Annotated in this window: 18 protein-coding genes; 12 read left to right on the top strand and 6 right to left on the bottom strand. The window is 71.2% G+C overall.

Features of this window, described 5'->3' with window-relative positions; genetic code table 11:
- The first annotated feature begins 219 nt into the window (after positions 1–219).
- From RAB71_RS09235 to RAB71_RS09190, 10 genes are all read left to right on the top strand, one after another.
- Positions 220–927: a response regulator transcription factor gene (locus RAB71_RS09235; RefSeq protein ID WP_019802458.1), complete on the top strand. Its 708-nt coding sequence runs from the start codon at positions 220–222 to the stop codon at positions 925–927.
- Positions 924–2,345 carry a sensor histidine kinase gene (locus RAB71_RS09230; RefSeq protein ID WP_010342683.1) on the top strand — a complete coding sequence of 474 codons (1,422 nt, stop codon included), beginning with the start codon at positions 924–926 and terminating at the stop codon, positions 2,343–2,345. The genes RAB71_RS09235 and RAB71_RS09230 overlap by 4 nt, the downstream gene beginning before the upstream one ends.
- Positions 2,342–3,772 carry an efflux transporter outer membrane subunit gene (locus tag RAB71_RS09225; RefSeq protein WP_104609565.1) on the top strand — a complete coding sequence of 477 codons (1,431 nt, stop codon included), beginning with the start codon at positions 2,342–2,344 and terminating at the stop codon, positions 3,770–3,772. Before RAB71_RS09230 ends, RAB71_RS09225 begins: the two co-directional genes overlap by 4 nt.
- Positions 3,772–4,905 (top strand): ABC transporter permease, encoded by a 1,134-nt coding sequence (locus tag RAB71_RS09220; protein ID WP_010342589.1) that lies wholly within the window; start codon positions 3,772–3,774, stop codon positions 4,903–4,905. The genes RAB71_RS09225 and RAB71_RS09220 overlap by 1 nt, the downstream gene beginning before the upstream one ends.
- Positions 4,902–5,666 (top strand): ABC transporter ATP-binding protein, encoded by a 765-nt coding sequence (locus tag RAB71_RS09215; RefSeq protein WP_010342590.1) that lies wholly within the window; start codon positions 4,902–4,904, stop codon positions 5,664–5,666. Before RAB71_RS09220 ends, RAB71_RS09215 begins: the two co-directional genes overlap by 4 nt.
- Positions 5,663–6,565, top strand: coding sequence for an HlyD family secretion protein (locus RAB71_RS09210; protein ID WP_104609564.1), 903 nt, complete (start codon positions 5,663–5,665; stop codon positions 6,563–6,565). Before RAB71_RS09215 ends, RAB71_RS09210 begins: the two co-directional genes overlap by 4 nt.
- 92 nt (positions 6,566–6,657) lie before the next feature.
- Positions 6,658–7,485, top strand: coding sequence for a carboxylesterase (locus RAB71_RS09205; protein WP_010342592.1), 828 nt, complete (start codon positions 6,658–6,660; stop codon positions 7,483–7,485).
- Positions 7,485–7,847 carry an EamA family transporter gene (locus RAB71_RS09200; RefSeq protein ID WP_010342593.1) on the top strand — a complete coding sequence of 121 codons (363 nt, stop codon included), beginning with the start codon at positions 7,485–7,487 and terminating at the stop codon, positions 7,845–7,847. The genes RAB71_RS09205 and RAB71_RS09200 overlap by 1 nt, the downstream gene beginning before the upstream one ends.
- Positions 7,844–8,242 (top strand): multidrug efflux SMR transporter, encoded by a 399-nt coding sequence (locus RAB71_RS09195; protein WP_010342594.1) that lies wholly within the window; start codon positions 7,844–7,846, stop codon positions 8,240–8,242. The genes RAB71_RS09200 and RAB71_RS09195 overlap by 4 nt, the downstream gene beginning before the upstream one ends.
- On the top strand, positions 8,232–9,485 hold the full coding sequence (locus RAB71_RS09190; protein ID WP_010342595.1) for a DegT/DnrJ/EryC1/StrS family aminotransferase: 1,254 nt from the start codon (positions 8,232–8,234) through the stop codon (positions 9,483–9,485). The genes RAB71_RS09195 and RAB71_RS09190 overlap by 11 nt, the downstream gene beginning before the upstream one ends.
- 147 nt (positions 9,486–9,632) lie before the next feature.
- Here the strand turns inward: RAB71_RS09190 and RAB71_RS09185 are convergent, their stop codons facing one another.
- Both RAB71_RS09185 and RAB71_RS09180 read right to left on the bottom strand, forming a co-directional pair.
- Entirely contained in the window at positions 9,633–10,511 is an 879-nt protein-coding gene (locus tag RAB71_RS09185) for an arginase family protein (RefSeq protein ID WP_010342596.1), read from the bottom strand.
- Position 10,512: 1 nt separating this feature from the next.
- Entirely contained in the window at positions 10,513–11,580 is a 1,068-nt protein-coding gene (locus RAB71_RS09180) for a GNAT family N-acetyltransferase (protein WP_029562030.1), read from the bottom strand.
- A gap of 112 nt (positions 11,581–11,692) precedes the next feature.
- Here RAB71_RS09180 and RAB71_RS09175 point away from each other — a divergent pair, with 112 nt between their 5' ends.
- Both RAB71_RS09175 and RAB71_RS09170 read left to right on the top strand, forming a co-directional pair.
- Positions 11,693–11,968, top strand: a complete 276-nt coding sequence (locus RAB71_RS09175; RefSeq protein WP_010342598.1) for an acyl carrier protein — start codon at positions 11,693–11,695, stop codon at positions 11,966–11,968.
- Between the two features lie 6 nt (positions 11,969–11,974).
- A complete protein-coding gene (locus tag RAB71_RS09170) occupies positions 11,975–13,213 on the top strand; it encodes a beta-ketoacyl synthase (RefSeq protein WP_010342599.1) in 1,239 nt (412 codons plus the stop codon).
- 65 nt (positions 13,214–13,278) lie between these two features.
- Here the strand turns inward: RAB71_RS09170 and RAB71_RS09165 are convergent, their stop codons facing one another.
- From RAB71_RS09165 to RAB71_RS09150, 4 genes are all read right to left on the bottom strand, one after another.
- Complete coding sequence (locus RAB71_RS09165; protein WP_199774659.1) at positions 13,279–14,634, bottom strand: aspartate aminotransferase family protein; 1,356 nt, start codon at positions 14,632–14,634, stop codon at positions 13,279–13,281.
- 122 nt (positions 14,635–14,756) lie between these two features.
- Entirely contained in the window at positions 14,757–15,449 is a 693-nt protein-coding gene (locus tag RAB71_RS09160) for an MtnX-like HAD-IB family phosphatase (protein WP_010342601.1), read from the bottom strand.
- A gap of 550 nt (positions 15,450–15,999) precedes the next feature.
- Positions 16,000–16,986, bottom strand: a complete 987-nt coding sequence (locus RAB71_RS09155) for an MDR family oxidoreductase (protein WP_010342603.1) — start codon at positions 16,984–16,986, stop codon at positions 16,000–16,002.
- A 36-nt stretch (positions 16,987–17,022) separates the two neighbouring features.
- A complete protein-coding gene (locus RAB71_RS09150; RefSeq protein WP_010342604.1) occupies positions 17,023–17,598 on the bottom strand; it encodes a TetR/AcrR family transcriptional regulator in 576 nt (191 codons plus the stop codon).
- Between the last annotated feature and the right edge of the window lie 13 nt (positions 17,599–17,611).

Below are 17,611 nucleotides of genomic sequence, written 5' to 3'. Positions count from 1 at the left end.
GATCGGCGGATGCCGCGGTCGGCTATAGGACTTTTCCTACCCGGCGGCGTCCGCACCGGCGAGTGCGCGAAAGATGTCATGGATGACAATCGTCATCACCGCATCGCAGAATCTGGATACAGACTCCATCGAAGCTACATCGACGTATGTGAACGTAGTGACTTCGCCGCCGCCGATTACGACGGTTTTCCCACATCCCCGTTGCAAGCATTTCGCGTCATGCGCATCCTGGTTGCCGAAGACGATACGTCCATTGCTGTTGCATTACGCGACTCGCTCGCCGAGTGCGGCCACGTGGTAGACCATGTCGGCGACGGTGCCGCTGCCGAACGCGCACTCGGTAGCGAAAGCTATCAATTGCTGGTGCTGGACCTGGGCCTGCCGCGCCGCGATGGGCTACAGGTGCTGCAACGCCTGCGCGCCCGCCGCGACGAGATCCCGGTGCTGGTGGTGACCGCCCGTGACGCGGTGGAAGACCGCATCCGCGCGCTCGACGAGGGCGCCGACGACTATCTGATCAAGCCCTTCGAACTGTCCGAGTTCCTGGCCCGGACCCGCGCGCTCCTGCGCCGCAGCAGCAGCGGCGGCGTGCCGGAGCTGGTGCTGGGACAATTGCGCATCAACCTGGCCGGACGCCGGGTGTGGCTGCAGGACCAGCCGCTGGACCTGACCGCGCGCGAGTTCGCGCTGCTGGAAACCCTGCTGCTGCGCAGCGGGCGCGTGGTCAGCCGCAGCCAACTGACCGAGGCGCTGTGCGATTGGCAGCACGAAATCACCGACAACGGCCTGGACATCTCCATGCACCGCCTGCGGCGCAAGCTGCATGGTGCCGGCGTCGGCATCCGAACCATCCGCGGCCTGGGCTACCTGCTGGAGGAGTCGCACGCCGCCTCACCGGCCGCCGACCACGCACAGACCTCGCAGTGAGCGCGACCACCGCCGCGCACGCGCCGGCCTACCGCCATCCCAGCCTGCGCCAGCGATTGCTGGCGTTCCTGCTGATCCCGACCGTGCTGCTGATGCTGGTGGTGTCGTCGCTGTTCTACCTGCTGATGCTCAAGTACACCAATCACGTCCACGACATGGACCTGAAGGAGGACACGCAGGGCCTGGCGAACGCGGTCAACGACCCCGGCGAGCGCATGCCGCTGACCCTGCAGGCGCGGCAGCTGCTGGAGTACAGCAGCGACGGCCGGGTGTTCTTCAAGCTCGACAGCCGCCGCCACGGGGTGATCAGCGGCAGTACCCAGCCGATTCCCAAGCACCCGGATCCGGCCGAGATCGGCCGAGTGATGCTGTACGACGACCGCATGGACAACGGCGTGCCGGTGCGCGTGGCCAGCCTGCTGCTGCCCTCGGCGCTGGAGCCGGGCGACTGGCTCACCGTGTCGGTGGCCGAGACCCTGGACGACCGCCACCGCCGCGCCCGCGAGATCCTGGTGCTGATGCTGCCGACCGAACTGCTGCTCACCTGCTCGCTGCTGGTGCTGGTGTGGCATGGCGTGCGCGTCGGCCTGCGCATGCTGGAGCCGGCGGTGCGCCGGCTCGACGACAGCCAGCGCGACCTCAGCCCGGTGTCCGGCCCGGACATCCCGGTGGAGATCCTGCCGCTGACCCAGGCCATCGACGGCCTGCTCGGCCGGCTCAAGCACATGATGGCGCTGCAGGAACGCTTCCTGGCCGATGCCGCGCACCAGTTGCGCACGCCGCTGGCCGGGCTGAGCATGCACGTGCAGCGCGCCCAGGCCGGCCAGCGCCCGGAAGACACCGCGCAGGCGCTGCAGCACATCCGTCAGTTGACGGACCGCGCCACCCGCACCTCCACCCAGTTGCTGGCGCTGACCCGCACCCAGGCGCCGCGCGAGAGCATCCGCGAGCTGCTGCCGCTGGACCTGGCGCAATGGCTGCCGCAGGCCCTGTCCGACCGCATCCCCGACGCGCTGCACGCCGGCGTGGACCTGGGCTACGACGCCGGCGACGACGACGCGCCCGCCTGGGTGGCCGCCGACACCTATGCGCTGCGCGAACTGCTCGACAACCTGCTGGACAATGCCTTCCGGCATGCCGCCGGCCGCATGGTCACGGTCAGCCTGCGCCGCGATCCGCTGTACGTGCGCCTGGCCGTGGACGATGCCGGCAGCGGCATCGACGAGGCCCTGCTGCCGCGCCTGGGCGAGCGCTTCTTCCGCGCGCCGGACGCGCCCGAAGGCGGCACCGGCCTGGGCCTGGCCATCGTCGCCAACATCGCCGCCCGCCACCACGCGACGCTGCGCTACCGGCGCTCGGCACTGGGCGGCCTGCGCGCGGAACTGGACCTGCCGGCCGGCGCGGAGCCGCGCGCATGAGCCGCCACCGTCTTCGCTGCGCCGGCGCACTGGCGCTGGCCAGCGCGCTGGCGCTGGGCGGCTGCGCCAGCAAGCCCATTCCCGATCTGCGCCAGCCGTCGCTGCCCGCGCACTGGAGCAGCGCGACGCCGCAGGCGGCTGCGCCGCGCCCGCCGGGCAGTGCCTGGTGGCAGGATTTCCACGATCCGCAGCTCGATGCGCTGGTCGCGCAGGCGCTGCAGGACGATCTCGAGGTCGGCCAGGCGCTGGCACGGCTGCGCGCGGCGCGGCGGCTGGACGCGGTCGCCGACGCGACCCTGCGGCCGCAACTGCGTGCGCGCACCGAGGATCCGATCGATCCGGACGCCAGCGCCTCGTTCCTGGTCGTGGGCGTCGATTCGGAGTGGGAGCTGCCGCTGTTCGGTCGCGGCGAAGCCACCAACCGCGTGGCCCGCGGCGACCTGCAGAGCGCCCAGGCCAACCTGGCGCAGGTGCGCGCGGCGACGATCTCCGACGTGACCCACAACTGGATCGACCTGCGCCACGCGCAGCAGGCCGAACGCCTGCTGCAGGACATCGCCGACGCGCGCCAGCGCCAGGCCAGCCTGCAGCAGACCCTGGTCGACCTGCATCTGGCCGCGCCGGCCACCGCGGCGCAGGCGCAGGCGGCGGTGCTGCAGGCGCAGAGTGCGGTGAACGAACCGCGCGACGCCGCGGCGGCGGCGGCGCGGCGCCTGGCGGTGCTGCTGGGCCGCGACGCGCCCGACCCGGCGTGGAGCACGGCCGCGGCCAGCAGCGCGCCGGGACAATTGCAGATCGCCGCCGTCGACAGCGTGCCGGCCGACCTGCTGCGGCGACGCCCGGACATCGCCGCGCGCGAGGCCGAGGTGATCAGCGCCGCCGGCGCCCTGGGCATCGCCCGCGCCGACCGCTACGGCAGCATCGGCCTGGGCGGCGCGATCCGCTGGTCGACCAGCCTGCTGAGCCACCGCCGCACCACCACCCACGGCATCGCCTCGTTCGGCCCGGTGATCGACATCCCGCTGTTCGACTGGGGCATCCGTCAGGCCAGGGCCAAGGCGCGCGGCGACCTGCTGGAAGCGGCCACCCTCGCCTACCGGCAGACCGTGCTGTCGGCGGTCAACGAGGTCGAGGACGCGCTGACCGCGCTGGAACAGCAGCGGCGCAACGTCGAGACCGAGCAGCAGGTGCTGCAGGCGCAGCAGCAGGTCGCCGAGGCGGCGCAGCAGCGCCGGCGGCTGGGCCTGGGCAGCGACCTGGACGTGGCCACGCAGCAGGCCGCGCGCGACCAGGCGACGCTGGAACTGCTGGAAGCGCAGCGCCAGCGCGACCTGGCCTACGTCGCCCTGCACACCGCGCTGGGCAGCGCCACCGCGCCGATTCCCGGCGCCGGTACCGGCAACGCGCGCGAAGGCGCGCAGCCCTGATGGTCGCGCTGGCCCGCCAGACCCTGCGCTACGAGTGGCGCCGCTTCCTGCCGGTGGTGGTGTCGGTGGGCTTCGCCAGCCTGTTGCTGCTGCTGCAGACCGCGCTGGTGCTGGGCATCTTCGGCAGCGCCAGCGTGTACGTCTCCGGCTCCGACGCCGACCTGTGGCTGGGCTATCCCGGCACGCAGAGCGTGGACCAGGGCCGCGCCATCGATCCGGACGCGGCCGCGCCGCTCTACCTGGACCCGCGCGTGGCGCAGGTCGAGCCGTTCATCTGGTTCGACGGCGACTGGCGCGGCCCCGGCGACACCGGCGCGGTGTCGGTGTACATCTCCGGCATCGACACCCGCGACGGCGGGCTGATGTTCTCGCGTCTGCTCAGCCCGGCGCTGCGTGCGGCGCTGCGCGAGCCCGACACCGTGGTGGTGGACCGCGCGGAACTGGACAAGCTCGGCGTCGACATCGGCAGCAGCGCGCGCATCAACGGCCACCGCGTGCGGGTGATCGGGGTCGGCCGCGGCCTGCGCGCGCTGGGCGGAGTCAACGTACTGGCCTCGCTGGACACCGCGCGCGCGCTCAACACCGACACCGCGCATCCGGACTGGCCGACCTACATGGTGGCCAGGCTGCGCCCCGGCGCCGACCCGCAGGCGGTGGCGCAGGCGATCGACAGCGCGGTCACGCGGCCGCGCGTGGAAGCCTGGAGCGCCGACGATTTCGCGCGGCGCAGCATCCTGTTCTGGATGTTCGATACCGGTGCCGGCTCCGGCGTGCTGTTCCTGGGCGGCATCGTGCTGCTGGTCGGCGTGGCCATCACCAGCCAGACCCTGCTCGGCACCGTGCTCGGCGCCGCGCGCGAGTACGCCACGCTCAACGCGCTGGGCGTGAGCATGCGCAACCTGCGCTGGGTGGTGCTGGAACAGGCCGCCTGGGTCGGCGCGCTGGGCCTGATCGGCGCCAGCGCGCTGGGTGCGGCGCTGGTCGCGCTGGCCCGCGCGCACGACGTGCCGGTGGCGTTCAACGCCAGCGGCTGGGGCCTGTGCGTGTGCGCGGTGATGCTGCTGACTGTGGTCTCGGCCCTGGCCGCGCTGCGCGGGCTGCGCCGCGCCGATCCGGCGTTGCTGCTGCGATGAGCCGGATCGTCGCCGCCGCCGCGCTGCACCCGGCCGCCGCCACCCTGCGCGGCAGCGGGCTGTGCAAGAGCTTCGTTTCCGGCAGCCTGCGCACGCCGGTGCTGCGCGACGTGGAACTGCAGGTGTGGCCGGGCGAGCTGACCCTGATCTCCGGCCCGTCCGGCTGCGGCAAGAGCACCCTGCTGTCGATCCTCAGCGGCCTGCAGCGCGCCGACGCCGGCCAGGTACTGGCGCTGGGCGAGGAACTGGGCGCACTCGGCGCCACCGCGCTGGAGCAGTTCCGGCTGCGCCACACCGGTTTCATCTTCCAGGGCTTCAACCTGTTCCCGGCGCTGTGCGCGCTGGACCAGGTACGGCTGCCGCTGCAGTACATGGGCCTGGCCCCCGCCGAGGTGCGCAGCCGCGCCGAAGAGGCGCTGGCCGAGGTCGGCATCGCCCACCGCCAGCATCTGCGCCCGGCCGAACTGTCCGGCGGCGAGAAGCAGCGCGTGGCGATCGCCCGCGCCCTGGCCAAGCACCCTGCACTGCTGTTCGCCGACGAACCGACCAGCGCGCTGGACGCCGGCAACGGCCAGATCGTGATCGACCTGCTGCACCGCATCGCGCGCCGCCATAACACCATGGTGCTGTGCGTGAGCCACGACCCGCGCCTGATCCGCCACGCCGACCGCGTGCTGTCGATGGAGGACGGCCGCATCCTCGACGACCGCCGCGTGAACGCGCCGCCCTCGCCCCTGCCCTCACGGAATCCCGCACCATGAAAGCGTTCGCCGCCGCGCCCCTGCTGAGCCTGCTGCTGGCCGCATGCGCGCCATCGGACCGCACGCCGGCCCCGGCGGCGGCCGCCGCCCCCCCGGCCTACCTGGCGGTGGCGCGCGGCCGCATCGACGTGGAGGGCGGCGTGCTCAAGCTCGGCCTGCCGGTCGCCGCGACCCTGCGCGAGGTGCCGGTGCACGAGGGCGACGCGGTGCAGAAAGGCGCGGTGCTGGTCGCCGGCGACGACCGCGCCGCCGCGGTCGACCTGGACATCGCCCGCACCCGCGCCCAGGCCGCGGCCACCCACCTGAAGCAACTGCAGCAGCGCCTGCAAAGCGCCCAGCAGAAGCAACGACGGCTGGCCGAGGCCGCGCGCCTGGGTGCCGGCGACGGCCAGAGCGCCGACGACGCCAGCGACGCGGTGCAGAGCCTGATGGACGCGCTGGACACCGCACGCAGCGATGCGGCCTTGGCAGACGCGCAGGTGCGCGCGGCCGAGCTGCAGCGCGCGCAGTACCGGCTGCAGGCGCCGGTGGCCGGACGCGTGCTGCAGCTGTCGGCGGCGGTCGGCGCGCGCACCGAGGCCAACGCGCCGCTGTTGACCCTGCTGCCGGACGCGCCGCGCCTGGTCCGCGCCGAATTGAACGAAAGCTATGCCGGCAGCGTCACCCCGGGCATGGCCGCCGAAGTGATCAGCGACGACGGCCGCCAGACCGTGCTCGGCGAGGCGGTGGTGCGCTGGCTGGCGCCGGCCTACGGCCCCACCCAGTTGCACGACGACGCCACGCCCGCCGGCAACGACCGCAGCGTGGCCTGCGTGCTGGCCTTCACCCAGCCCTCGACCCTGCGCCTGGGCCAGCGCGTGCTGGTCCGCTTCCGCAACCCGGCCACGACCAAGCGCTGACCCTGCACACCGCCGCCGCGGCGAAAGGCTGCTGAAACGCGCAGCGGCGACCCTGCACGGATTGCCGAGACTGCGCAGCCGCGCCCATTCACATGATCCAATCTGCCGAGTTCCACTTCGAAGGCGGCCGCAACGCGGTGCTGCTGATCCATGGTCTGACCGGCACGCCCAGCGAGATGCGCCTGCTCGGCAAGAGCCTGAACCGCGAAGGCTTCAGCGTCTACGGCGTGCAACTGGCCGGCCACTGCGGCGACGAGGACGACCTGCTGGCCACCAGCTGGCACGACTGGTACGCCAGCGTCGAGGCCGCCGCCGCGCGCGTGCGCCCGCAGGTCGACCGTCTGTTCGTGGCCGGGCTGTCGATGGGCGCGGTGCTGGCGCTGCGCCTGGCGCAGCAGCGTCCGGAGTGGGTGGACGGGGTCGGCGTGCTCGGCGCCACCTTCCGCTACGACGGCTGGAACATCCCCAAGCGCGCGCGCCTGGCGTTCCTGCTGCCGTGGTTCAAGCGGCTGGGCATCGGCAAGCGCCGCATGTTCCTGGAAGAGCCGCCGTATGGCCTGCGCGACGAGCGCATCCGCGCCCAGGTCAGCAGCGCCATGCTCGGCGGCGACAGCAGCGCCGCCGGCCTGCCCGGCAACCCCTGGCACGCGCTGGCCGAGATGTACCTGCTCGCACGCGACGTGCGCCGCAACCTGCCCAAGGTGGTCGCGCCGTGCCTGGTCGCGCACGCGGCCGAGGACGACATCGCCGACCTGCGCAACGCGCGGCTGGTGATCGCCAACGTGTCCGGGCCGACGGAACTGCTGCTGCTGCACGACAGCTACCACATGATCACCCTGGACCGCGAACGCCGCGTGCTCGGCGCGCGCCTGGCGCAGTTCTTCGCCGCCCTGTCCGCGCCGCAGCGGGCCGCCGCCTGATGGCGATGACCGGCTCGGTGGTGGCGATCTGGCTGGCGACGGTGGCCTTGGACACCGCCGGCCAATTGGCCTTCAAGTACGTGGCCAGCCACCCGCAGGGCACCGGCATGGCGCGCTGGCAGCATATGGCGCGGCAGCCGCAGCTGTGGTTCGGCGTGGCCTGCTACGTGTTCGAGTTCCTCGCCTGGACCGCGTTCCTGTCGCTGGTGCCGCTGGGCCGCGGCGTGCTGCTGGGCTCGATCAACATCGTGGCGATCATGCTGGCCGGGCGCTGGCTGTTCGGCGAACGCCTCGGGCGCATGCAGGTGGCCGGCATCTGCCTGGTCAGCGCCGGCGTGGCCGTGGTGGGGCTGGGCTCATGAGCCGGCCGTCGCTGCATCGCTATGCGGTGGGCTTCGCCCTGCTGCTGAGCTTCGACACCCTGGCCCAGATCGGCTTCAAGCTGGCCGGCACCCACGCCTTCCCGCCGCAGGCCGAACTGGCCTGGGTGCTGCGCCTGCTCGGCAGCCCCTGGCTGTACGCCGCGTTGCTGGGCTACGTCGGCGCATTCTTCACCTGGATGAAGCTGCTCGAGCACGCACCGATCGGCCCGGCCTTCGCCGCCTCGCACCTGGAGGTGGTCAGCGTGATGCTGCTGTCGGCGTGGTGGTTCAACGAACACATCGGCCTGCTGCAGGCGCTGGGCGCGGCACTGATCGTCGGCGGCATCGTCTGCCTGGCGATCGGCGAACGCGCGGATCCCGCCGATGCGCATTGAGGTGCCGCCGACCGCCGGCCTGCCGCTGCAGTGGCGCGACCTGTGGCCGGGCCGCCCGCGCACGCGCCTGGCCAGCGCGCTCGGCCTGCCGCAGGCGCTGCTGACCTGCTCCGGCACCGCCGCGCTGATCGTGGCGCTGCGTACCCTGACAGCGGCCAGCCTGCGCCGGCAGGTCGTGGTGTCTGCCTATACCTGCCCGCTGGTGGCGCTGGCGGTGGCGCATTGCGGCCTGCAACTGGTGCTTTGCGATCTGCTGCCCGGCTCGCTGGAGCTGGACCCGGTGCAACTGGCGCAACGCTGCGGCGGCGACACCCTGGCGATCATCGCCACCCACCTCGGCGGACGCCTGACCGACCTGGCGCCGCTGCGCCGCGCAGCCGAGGGCTGCGGCGCCTTGCTGATCGAGGACGCGGCGCAGGCGCTGGGCGGCGTGCATGCCGACGGCCGCCCCGCCGGCCTGGGCGGCGACATCGGCTTCTGCAGCCTGGCCGCCGGTAAGGGGCTCACGCTGTACGAAGGCGGGCTGCTGATGTCGCGGCATGCGCCGCTGCAGCGCAGCCTGGCCGACACCGCCGCGCGCCTGGGCCAGCGCGACTGGCGCTGGGAACTGCGCCGCAGCCTGGAGCTGCTCGGCTATGCCGCGCTCTATCGGCCGCAACCGCTGCGCTGGGCGTACGGCGCACCGGTGCGGCGTGCACTGCGCCGCGGCGACCGCGTCGGTGCGGCCGGCGACCGCTTCGGCACCGCGATCGCCCAGCATGCGGTCGGCGCCTGGCGCGAAGGCGTGGGCGTGCGCGCCAGCGCGCGCTGGCCGGCATTTCTTGCCCAGATTCGCGAACAGGGCCGGCGCCGCAGCGCGCGCCTGGCCAGCATCCCCGGCCTGAGCGTGATCGCCGATACCCCGGGCGCCCAGGGCAGCTGGCCGATCCTGATGGTGCTGCTGCCCGATGCGGCCGCCCGCGAATCGGTGCTGGCCGCGCTGTGGCCGCGCGGGCTCGGCGTGGCGGTGCCGTTCGTGCATGCCCTGCCCGACTACGACTACCTGGACGGCATCGTCGAACGCACGCCGATGCCCAACGCCAGCGACTTCGCCGCGCGCTGCCTGAGCATCAGCAACAGCCCCTGGCTGGACGAGGCGCGCTTCGAGACCATCGTGGCCACGCTGCAGGCGGCCTGCGCCACCGCGGTCGGGCCGGCGCCGCTGGATGTCGACCTGGTGCCCGCCGCTGCGCCGAGCGCTTGATCGGGCGACGGGCGACTTCGCCAGCGTCGCGGTGAAAATGTGCCGCTCATAACGACAGGAAGCATCCTGTAGGAGCGGTTTCAGCCGCGAGATGCGTTACCGGTAATGCTCTCGCGGCTGAAGCCGCTCCTACAGAATGGCGCTGCGCTAACCGACGCTGGCCGCATCCAGCGCCGCCAGCAGCCGCAGGTTCAACGCATGCTGCTGCGCCTGCCACGCCGACAGGTCCGCCGGCGACAGTTCGGGCTGCGCATCCAGCGCCGCCAGCTTGCGCTTCCACCATTGCGGGTAATGGGCCAGCGAGACTTCGCCGGTGATGTCGCTGCCGCACACCTGCCCGCGCAGCGCGTCGATCGCCTGCAGCAACTGCGGCACGCGCAGCTGGCCCTGGTCCCAGTTGGTGCGCACGTCCTGCGGATCCAGCACGTCCTTGTCCAGCGACAGATAGGTCGGCATCGGCGTGCGCCGCAGGTGCTCGACGAACGCATCGCTCAGCGCGCTTACGCTGTCGAAGCCGCGCACCGCCCGGCCCAGGCCCAACCGCCGCGCCCAGCCCACGTCCACGCCGCTGCACCAGTAGCGCAACTTGCCGCGGTACAGCGGCAGCAGATGGTTTTCCCAGGCATGGCCGGGGCCGACGTCGCCGGAGGTGATGCCGGCCACCTCGACCTGCGCCACCTGCGGCAGCGCGGCGATGCGGCGCACCCACGAGCCGCAGTGCACGCCGAACGGGAAGCGCATGTTGTCCGGATGGTTGTCGAACACCACCACCCGCAACGGCGCCTGCGCGCGCTGCGCCAGGCGCACGATCAACGGCAGGCTCAGGTGATGGAAATCGCCGCTGCCCAGCAGCACGGTGCCGTACCGCGCCGGCAGCGCCTGCTCCAGCGCCGCGCCGAAGCGGCGCAGCCGCGCCATCGAGCAGGCGAAGCGCAGGCCGTCGCACCAGTCGCGCAGCGGCAGGCGCACGGCATCGGGTACGGCGCCCAGCGAATCATCGAGATCGAGCAAAACCGGAGTGCGCATCTCAGTCCTCCTCGGCGGCATCGGCGACCGGCCCGACGTCGTCGGATTCGAACAGCGGCCGCAATCGGCGCAGCACCGCGCGCAGCAGCGGATTGCGCAGGTACACCGCATGCCAGGTGTAGGTGAAGCTGGCGCCGAGCTGGGCCTTCACTTCCGGATCGGTCCAGCCGGCGACATAGGCAGTCAGGCCGTGGCGGCAGGCGTAGTCGAGGTTCTCGATCCAGCTCAGCGCGTACAGGTTGTGGTCGCGCGCGTCCGGGTAATGCAGGCCGATGTACTTGTCCAGCAGCCGGCCTTCGTGCACGTAGCACAGGTTCCAGCCGATGATGCGGCCCTGGTGCCGGTACACGAACACCTGCCCGCCCGAGTCGGCGTCGGTCAGCAGCGCATCGAAGAACGGCGCGGTGAGCAGGTCGAAATGGATCTCGCTCTGCGCATACACCTCCTGGTACAGCGCATAGCAGTGCGCGCGCAGCGCCGGATCGGCAAAGGCCGGGCCGGTCGGCAGCACCTCGATCTGCAGGTCGGCGCGCGAGCGCAGCTTGCGGCGGATGTTGCGCCGGCGCCCGCGCGAGAGCCGCGCCAGGTAGTCGTCGGTGGAAGCGAAGTCGATCGGCACCCAGGCCAGCGCCTGCCCGCGCAGCAGCACGTAGCCGTTGCGCTCGCAGGCGTCCAGGAAGGCCTGCGCCCAGGCGTTGTCGGCGTCGTCGAGCAACGGCGAACGCTGCGGCACGTCCTTGACGATCATCAGCGCGCGGCGCCGGCCCAGTTGCGTACGCCACTGCCGCGGCAATTGCGCCGGATCGGCCGCGCGCGGCAGCCAGGCGTATTCGCTGACGGTGCTGCCGACGAAGCTGGTACGCGGCCGCAGCAGGCGCTGCCACAGCCGCTGCAGCGGCAGCCGCGCCACCTTCGCGCGCAGCGCGGGTTCGGCGGTGGTGAGCAGGTCGAAATCGGCCTCGAAGGCCGGCACCCCGTGCTCCAGGGGCTGGATCAGGAAACCGGCTGGCGGGTGCTGCAGGAACTGCCGCTGCAAGGCCTGCGGCTCGAGTTGGTTGACGAAAGGCATCTGCAAGATTGATCGTCTAGCGTGGAGAATGGATGCTGCGGCCCAGGCCGCAGCGTGCGATCCACCGGCGGCGGGCGCCGCGCGGTGGCCCTTCATTTCGCGGAGCACTGCCATGACCCCGTCCATCGAGTCGCAAATCCACAGCATCGTCGCCAAGCATGGCGAGATCGACCCGGCGCGCCTGACCCCCGATGCCAAGCTGCAAGACCTGGGCGTGGATTCGCTCGAGGCCATCGAAATCCTGTTCGACATCGAAGAACACTTCGACATCACCTTCCCGCAGCGCGACCCGAACCTGGACGACGGTTCGCTCGGCAAGCTGGTGCAGGCGGTCGAGGACGCGCTGGCGGCCAAGGCGGCGGCCGGCGCGGCGCAACCGGCGCACTGACGCGCCATGGGCGCCTCTCCGCACGCGCGGCGCGTCGTCATCACCGGCATGGGCGCGGTCAGCGCGCTCGGCCTGGGCGCCGAGGCCCTGTGGAGCGCGATGCGCGAGGGCCGCAGCGGCATCGCCGCCCTGCCCTCGCCCGATCCGCTCAGCACGTTGAAGATGCGCAAGGCCGCGACCCTGCCGGGGTTCGCGCCCGACGCCACGCAGACCGGCGGCATCGCCCCCGGCCAGCTCGACCGCATGACCCAGATGGCGCTGGTCGCCGCCCGCGAGGCGATCGCCCAGGCCGGCCTGCCGCACGGCGATGCCGCGCTCGGCGCGCGCTGCGCGGTGGTGGTCGGCACCGGCGTCGGCGCCGAACTCAGCCGCGACGAACAATCGCGCCGGCTGTACCGCGACCAGGCCGAACGCCTGCATCCGCTGACCATCGTGCGCAGCATGGCCAACGCCCCGGCCAGCCAGATCAGCATCGCCTTCGGTCTGCGCGGCCCGGCCTTCGCCGTGTCCAGCGCCTGCGCCTCGGCCAACCACGCCTTCGCCCAGGCTGCGCTGATGGTCCGCCATGGCCTGGCCGACGTGGCCATCGCCGGCGGCAGCGAAGCCTGCCTGAGCCTGCCGCTGATCCGTGCCTGGGAAGCGATGCGGGTGGTCAGCGACGACACCTGCCGGCCGTTCTGCGCGCAGCGCAGCGGCCTGGTGCTGGGCGAAGGCGCCGGGATGTTCGTGCTGGAAAGCGCCGAGCACGCCGCCGCCCGCGGCGCGCTGCCGCTGGCGGAACTGGCAGGATTCGGCATGAGTTCCGATGCCGGCGACATCGTCGCGCCCAGCATCGACGGCGCCGCCACGGCGATGCGCCTGGCGCTGAAGGACGCCGGCCTGGCGCCGCAACAGATCGACTACATCAACGCCCACGGCACCGGCACGCAGGCCAATGATCGCTGCGAAACCCAGGCGCTGCGGCAGGTGTTCGGGACGCACGCCGAGGCGTTGGCGGTCAGCTCGACCAAGGCGGTGCACGGCCATGCGCTCGGCGCGGCCGGCGCGCTGGAACTGGTGGCGGCGATCGGCGCACTGCGCGAGCAGGTGGTGCCGCCCACGGCCAACTTCCTCGATGCCGATCCCGAATGCGACCTGGACTACGTGCCCAACCAGGCGCGCGCCCGCCAGGTGCAGGCGGTGCTGAGCAATTCCTTCGCCTTCGGCGGATTGAATGCGGTGATCGCGCTGCGCGCGGCGGGCTGAAACGCCCGCCGCCGCAGACAACGGCGGGAGGCAACGCGAACCGCGCGCGTCGTCTCCCGCCCGGCTCATGCGACCTGCTTGGCGCGGGTCAGCAACTGGTCCAGCAAGGACAGGCCCAGGTCGATCTCTTCGTGGCTGATGTGCAGCGACGGCGCCAGCGTGATCACGTTCTTGTAGTAACCGCCCACGTCCAGGATCAGGCCGATGCGCTTGCCGTTGTGGCGCAGCTCGCCTTCCAGGCCCATGTCGACCATGGTGTCGAGCAGCTTGCGGTTCGGCGTGAAGCCGTCCGCCTGGCAGATTTCCGCACGCAGGGCCAGGCCCAGGCCGTCGACGTCGCCGATTTCCGGGTGACGCTTCTGCAGGTCGCGCAGGCCGTCCAGGAAGTGCGCGCCCTTGGCCATGACCATCGACTCGTAGTCGGTCTCGGCCAGCATGCGCATGGTTTCCAGGCCGACCGCGGTGCCCAGCGGGTTGGAGGCGAAGGTGGAGTGGGTCGAACCCGGCGGGAACACGGTCGGGTTGATCAGCTCCTCGCGCGCCCAGATGCCGGCCAGCGGATTGAGGCCGTTGGTCAGCGCCTTGCCGAACACCAGCACGTCCGGGGTCACGCCGAAATGCTCGATCGCCCACAGCTTGCCGGTGCGGAAGAAGCCCATCTGGATTTCGTCCACCACCATCAGGATGCCGTACTTGTCCAGCACCCGCTTCAGGCCGGTGAAGAAGTTCGGCGGCGGAATCACGTAGCCGCCGGTGCCCTGGATCGGCTCGACGTAGAACGCCGCGTACTCGCACTGCCCGGCCTTGGGATCCCACACGCCGTTGTACTCGGTCTCGAACAGGCGCTCGAACTTGGCCACGCACTGCTCGCCGTACTCTTCCTTGGACATGCCCTTGGGGCCGCGGAAGTGGTACGGGAATTCGATGAACTGGGCGCGGTCGAAATGACCGAAGCGGCGGCGGTAGCGGTACGACGAAGTGATCGCCGAAGCACCGAGGGTACGGCCGTGGTAGCCGCCTTCGAAGGCGAACACCAGGCTCTTGCCGGCGCTGGCGTTGCGCACCAGCTTCAGCGAGTCTTCCACCGACTGCGCGCCGCCGACGTTGAAGTGCACGCGGCCCTTGCGGCCCCACTTGCGCTCGGCGTCGACCGCGATGGTCTTGGCCAGCTCGATCTTGGTCGGGTGCAGGTACTGGCTGGCGACCTGCGGCAGGGTCTCGATCTGGCGGGTCAGCGCCTGGTTCAGGCGCGGATTGGCGTAGCCGAAGTTGACCGCCGAGTACCACATCTGCAGGTCCAGGTACGGCACTTCCTCGGTGTCGTACAGGTAGCTGCCGTCGCAGCGGCCGAAGATGCGCGGCGGCTCGCTGTAGTGCACGGTGTCGCCGTAGGAGCAGTACTGGGCCTCGTCGGCCAGCATCTGCGCATCGCTCAGCGCGCGCTGGTGGTCGGCACCGGTGCGCAGCAGCGCCTCCGGATCGGGCGCGGCATCGCCATGCAGCGGTGCGAGCGAGGAAAGCGAAACATTCCGGTTCATCGGGATCAGGCTCGTTGGGTGACGGGAAGCGGGAAGGACACGGTGGTGGTCGCCGGCACCGCCAGGTCGGGCAGCAGGGCGATGGCGTCGTCGAAACCGGTGATCGCGCAATGGGCGATCCCGTTGGCGCGGCAATGGCGCAGCAGCCCGTCCTTGGCGAACACCAGGTCGGCCTTGCCGGCCAGGCAGAAATCGGAGCGGCCGTCGCCGATCAGCAAGGTGGCGCGCTCGGGCGGCTGTTGCGCCATCACCGCGCACTTGCAGGTGCCGCTGGGGCAGTCCGGGCGCGCATGCGGCGAGGCCATGCGCCATTCGCCGGCATCGGTGCGCAGCAGGCGGTTGGCGATGATCGGCAGATGGTGCAGGCCGTGGCGGGCGAGGATGCGGGCGATGCCGTAGTCCAGCCCGTCGCTGACGATGCTCAGCGGGATGCCCAGGCGCTCGGCCAGCGCCACGAAGCGCACGAAGGCCGGATCGATCCGCACGCCATCGAGCACCCGGTGCAGCGCCTCGACGTCGCCGTCGAGCAGCGCGACCTGCTTGCTCATGCACTCGCGGGCGCCGATCCGACCGGCGACCCAGTCGTCTTCCAGCGCCTGCCAACCGGGGCGCCCGAGGTGCTCGAGCAGGCTGTCGGTCACGTCCTGCAGGGACACGGTACCGTCAAAATCGCAAAGGATGTTCCATTGGGCGCGCAAGGTGGCTCTCCGGCTGATGGGGGCAGAGCCTAGGCACGCTGTCTTTCGCACTCCTTTCGGCGAAGTGAAAGAAAGCGGAGCGTTCACATTGGACGTGGTAGCTCGGCGCCTGCTCGGCACGGACGCGCGGAAGCGTCAGCCCGGTCCAGGACGCGACGACGCCCGCGTCAGCTGCCAGGCGTTCCGCGGCGCAGTTGCGCGTGGTTTCGGCGGAAAAGCTTGCAAAGGGGGAGATTCGTCGAAGACGGCAACGTGGCCACCCTGGGCCCGCCTTCGGAACGTAAAGCGACGTCCATCCCAACGCAAAGCCGCCTCACTGCGTGCCAGGCAGTGGCTCATTGCCATCAGGAAACCAAGCCGCACCGCCGCCCACCATCCATTGCGGATGGGGACCGGCAGCGCGTCCTCATGCGACAACGGCGGCACCTCCAGACAGATGGCCTACAGGAAACATCACACCGCCGGCATCGATCTCCCGGCGCGGCGGGCTGACAGGTGGCTTGCGCACGGCACTGCGATCGAGGCTCGCCACCGAGGCCAGCCCCTCCCCTCAGCGATTGACGTCCACCACCAAGCGTCCGCGCACCTTGCCGTCGAGCAGATCGCGCGCGGCGCCGATGGCCTCACCCAGGCCGATGTCGCGGGTGATGGCGTCGAGCTGTGACAGGTCCAACTCCTTCGCCAGCCGCGACCACGCCTCGACGCGCTCATGCCTAAGACGGGTGACGCTGTTGATCCCGAGCAGGCTGACCCCGCGCAGGATGAACGGCGCGACGGTGGCGGGAAGCTCCATGCCCTGCGCCAGACCGCATGCCGCCACTGCCCCATCGGCGCGCGTACCGGCGCATACGTTGGCCAGGGTGTGGCTTCCGACCGAATCTATCGCTGCGGCCCAGCGCTCGGCCTGCAGCGGCTTGCCTGGTTGCGACAGCGTCGCGCGATCGACGATCTCGTGCGCGCCAAGCGCCTTCAGATAGTCTGCTTCCTGCGGACGGCCGGTGGAGGCGATCACGCGGTAGCCGCGGCGCGCCAGCAGGGAAATGGCGAAGCTGCCGACGCCGCCGTTGGCGCCGGTGACCAGTACCTCGCCATGCTCTGGACGCAGGCCGTGGCGCTCCAATGCGAGCAGGCACAGCATGGCCGTGTAGCCTGCCGTTCCGATCGCCATCGCCTGGCGGGCGCTCAGCGCCTGCGGCAGGGGGATCAACCAATCGCCGTCCACGCGTGCGCGCTGGGCCAGGCCGCCCCAGTGTTTTTCGCCCACGCCCCAGCCGTTCAACAGCACCGCATCGCCGACGCGATAGGCCGGATCTTCGCTGTGCAGCACGGTACCGGCTACGTCGATGCCTGGCACCATCGGGAAGCGGCGCACCACGCCGCCCCCTTGACCGGTGATGGCCAGGGCGTCCTTGTAGTTGAGCGTGCTGTACGCGACCTCGACGGTGACCGTCCCCGGCGGCAGGGCCGCGTCGTCCAGCGGCTGCAGCGCGGCGCGATAGCCGGCATCGTCCTTGTCGATGAGGATGGCGTTGAACATGAGCACTCCTTGGATGAGAGAGGGAAGCAAGCCGATCTAGCGTGGCAGGCCGGCGAAGTAGCCCTGTGCGAACACCTGCATCGGTGCGACGCTGCACGCCAGCCGTGCGCGCAGCACCGCGCCCTCCCAGCCAATCCAGAAGTACGCGGCAAGGGCATCGGCATCGGCATGCGCGGCCAGCACGCCCTCCGCCTGCGCCGAACGCAGACAGTCGGCCACCCGCTGCTGCCAGCCCAGCAGCACGGCATCCAGACGCGCGCGGAAGTCGCCGGGCAGCGTGGTCACTTCCTGAGCCAGGTTGCCGACCAGGCAACCGCGCTGGAAGTCGAAGCGTTCCATGCCCTCCTGGGCGTCCTCGACGAAGTGGCGCAGACGCTGCAAGGCTGGCACCTCGTCGGCTTGCAGATGACGATCGAGCTTGCGCAGGAAATAGGCGTCGTACGCCTCGAGCACCGCCAGGCCGAAGGCGTTCTTGCTGCTGAAGTAGTGATAGAACGACCCCTTCGGCACCTTGACGCGGGACAGCACGGCGTCGATCCCGGTCGCCGCATAGCCCTGGCTGGTCAGCACCTCCATACCGGCGCGCAACAGCAGGTCGCGCGTGTCCTGCAACGCGCGTTCCGAC

Origin of the sequence: Xanthomonas sacchari, assembly GCF_040529065.1 — a bacterium.
GTDB classification, from domain to species: Bacteria; Pseudomonadota; Gammaproteobacteria; order Xanthomonadales; family Xanthomonadaceae; genus Xanthomonas_A; species Xanthomonas_A sacchari.
Note: the sequence above shows the minus strand (reverse complement) of the source record. Positions and strands in the feature narration are given on the sequence as shown.

Coding starts and splice junctions, on each gene's coding strand:
- RAB71_RS09235 (WP_019802458.1), top strand. CDS start 220: ATGCGCATCCTGGTTGCCGAAGACGATACGTCCATTGCTGTTGCATTA.
- RAB71_RS09225 (WP_104609565.1), top strand. CDS start 2,342: ATGAGCCGCCACCGTCTTCGCTGCGCCGGCGCACTGGCGCTGGCCAGC.
- RAB71_RS09220 (WP_010342589.1), top strand. CDS start 3,772: ATGGTCGCGCTGGCCCGCCAGACCCTGCGCTACGAGTGGCGCCGCTTC.
- RAB71_RS09215 (WP_010342590.1), top strand. CDS start 4,902: ATGAGCCGGATCGTCGCCGCCGCCGCGCTGCACCCGGCCGCCGCCACC.
- RAB71_RS09210 (WP_104609564.1), top strand. CDS start 5,663: ATGAAAGCGTTCGCCGCCGCGCCCCTGCTGAGCCTGCTGCTGGCCGCA.
- RAB71_RS09205 (WP_010342592.1), top strand. CDS start 6,658: ATGATCCAATCTGCCGAGTTCCACTTCGAAGGCGGCCGCAACGCGGTG.
- RAB71_RS09200 (WP_010342593.1), top strand. CDS start 7,485: ATGGCGATGACCGGCTCGGTGGTGGCGATCTGGCTGGCGACGGTGGCC.
- RAB71_RS09195 (WP_010342594.1), top strand. CDS start 7,844: ATGAGCCGGCCGTCGCTGCATCGCTATGCGGTGGGCTTCGCCCTGCTG.
- RAB71_RS09190 (WP_010342595.1), top strand. CDS start 8,232: ATGCGCATTGAGGTGCCGCCGACCGCCGGCCTGCCGCTGCAGTGGCGC.
- RAB71_RS09185 (WP_010342596.1), bottom strand. CDS start 10,511: ATGCGCACTCCGGTTTTGCTCGATCTCGATGATTCGCTGGGCGCCGTA.
- RAB71_RS09180 (WP_029562030.1), bottom strand. CDS start 11,580: ATGCCTTTCGTCAACCAACTCGAGCCGCAGGCCTTGCAGCGGCAGTTC.
- RAB71_RS09175 (WP_010342598.1), top strand. CDS start 11,693: ATGACCCCGTCCATCGAGTCGCAAATCCACAGCATCGTCGCCAAGCAT.
- RAB71_RS09170 (WP_010342599.1), top strand. CDS start 11,975: ATGGGCGCCTCTCCGCACGCGCGGCGCGTCGTCATCACCGGCATGGGC.
- RAB71_RS09165 (WP_199774659.1), bottom strand. CDS start 14,634: ATGCTGGCCGACGAGGCCCAGTACTGCTCCTACGGCGACACCGTGCAC.
- RAB71_RS09155 (WP_010342603.1), bottom strand. CDS start 16,986: ATGTTCAACGCCATCCTCATCGACAAGGACGATGCCGGCTATCGCGCC.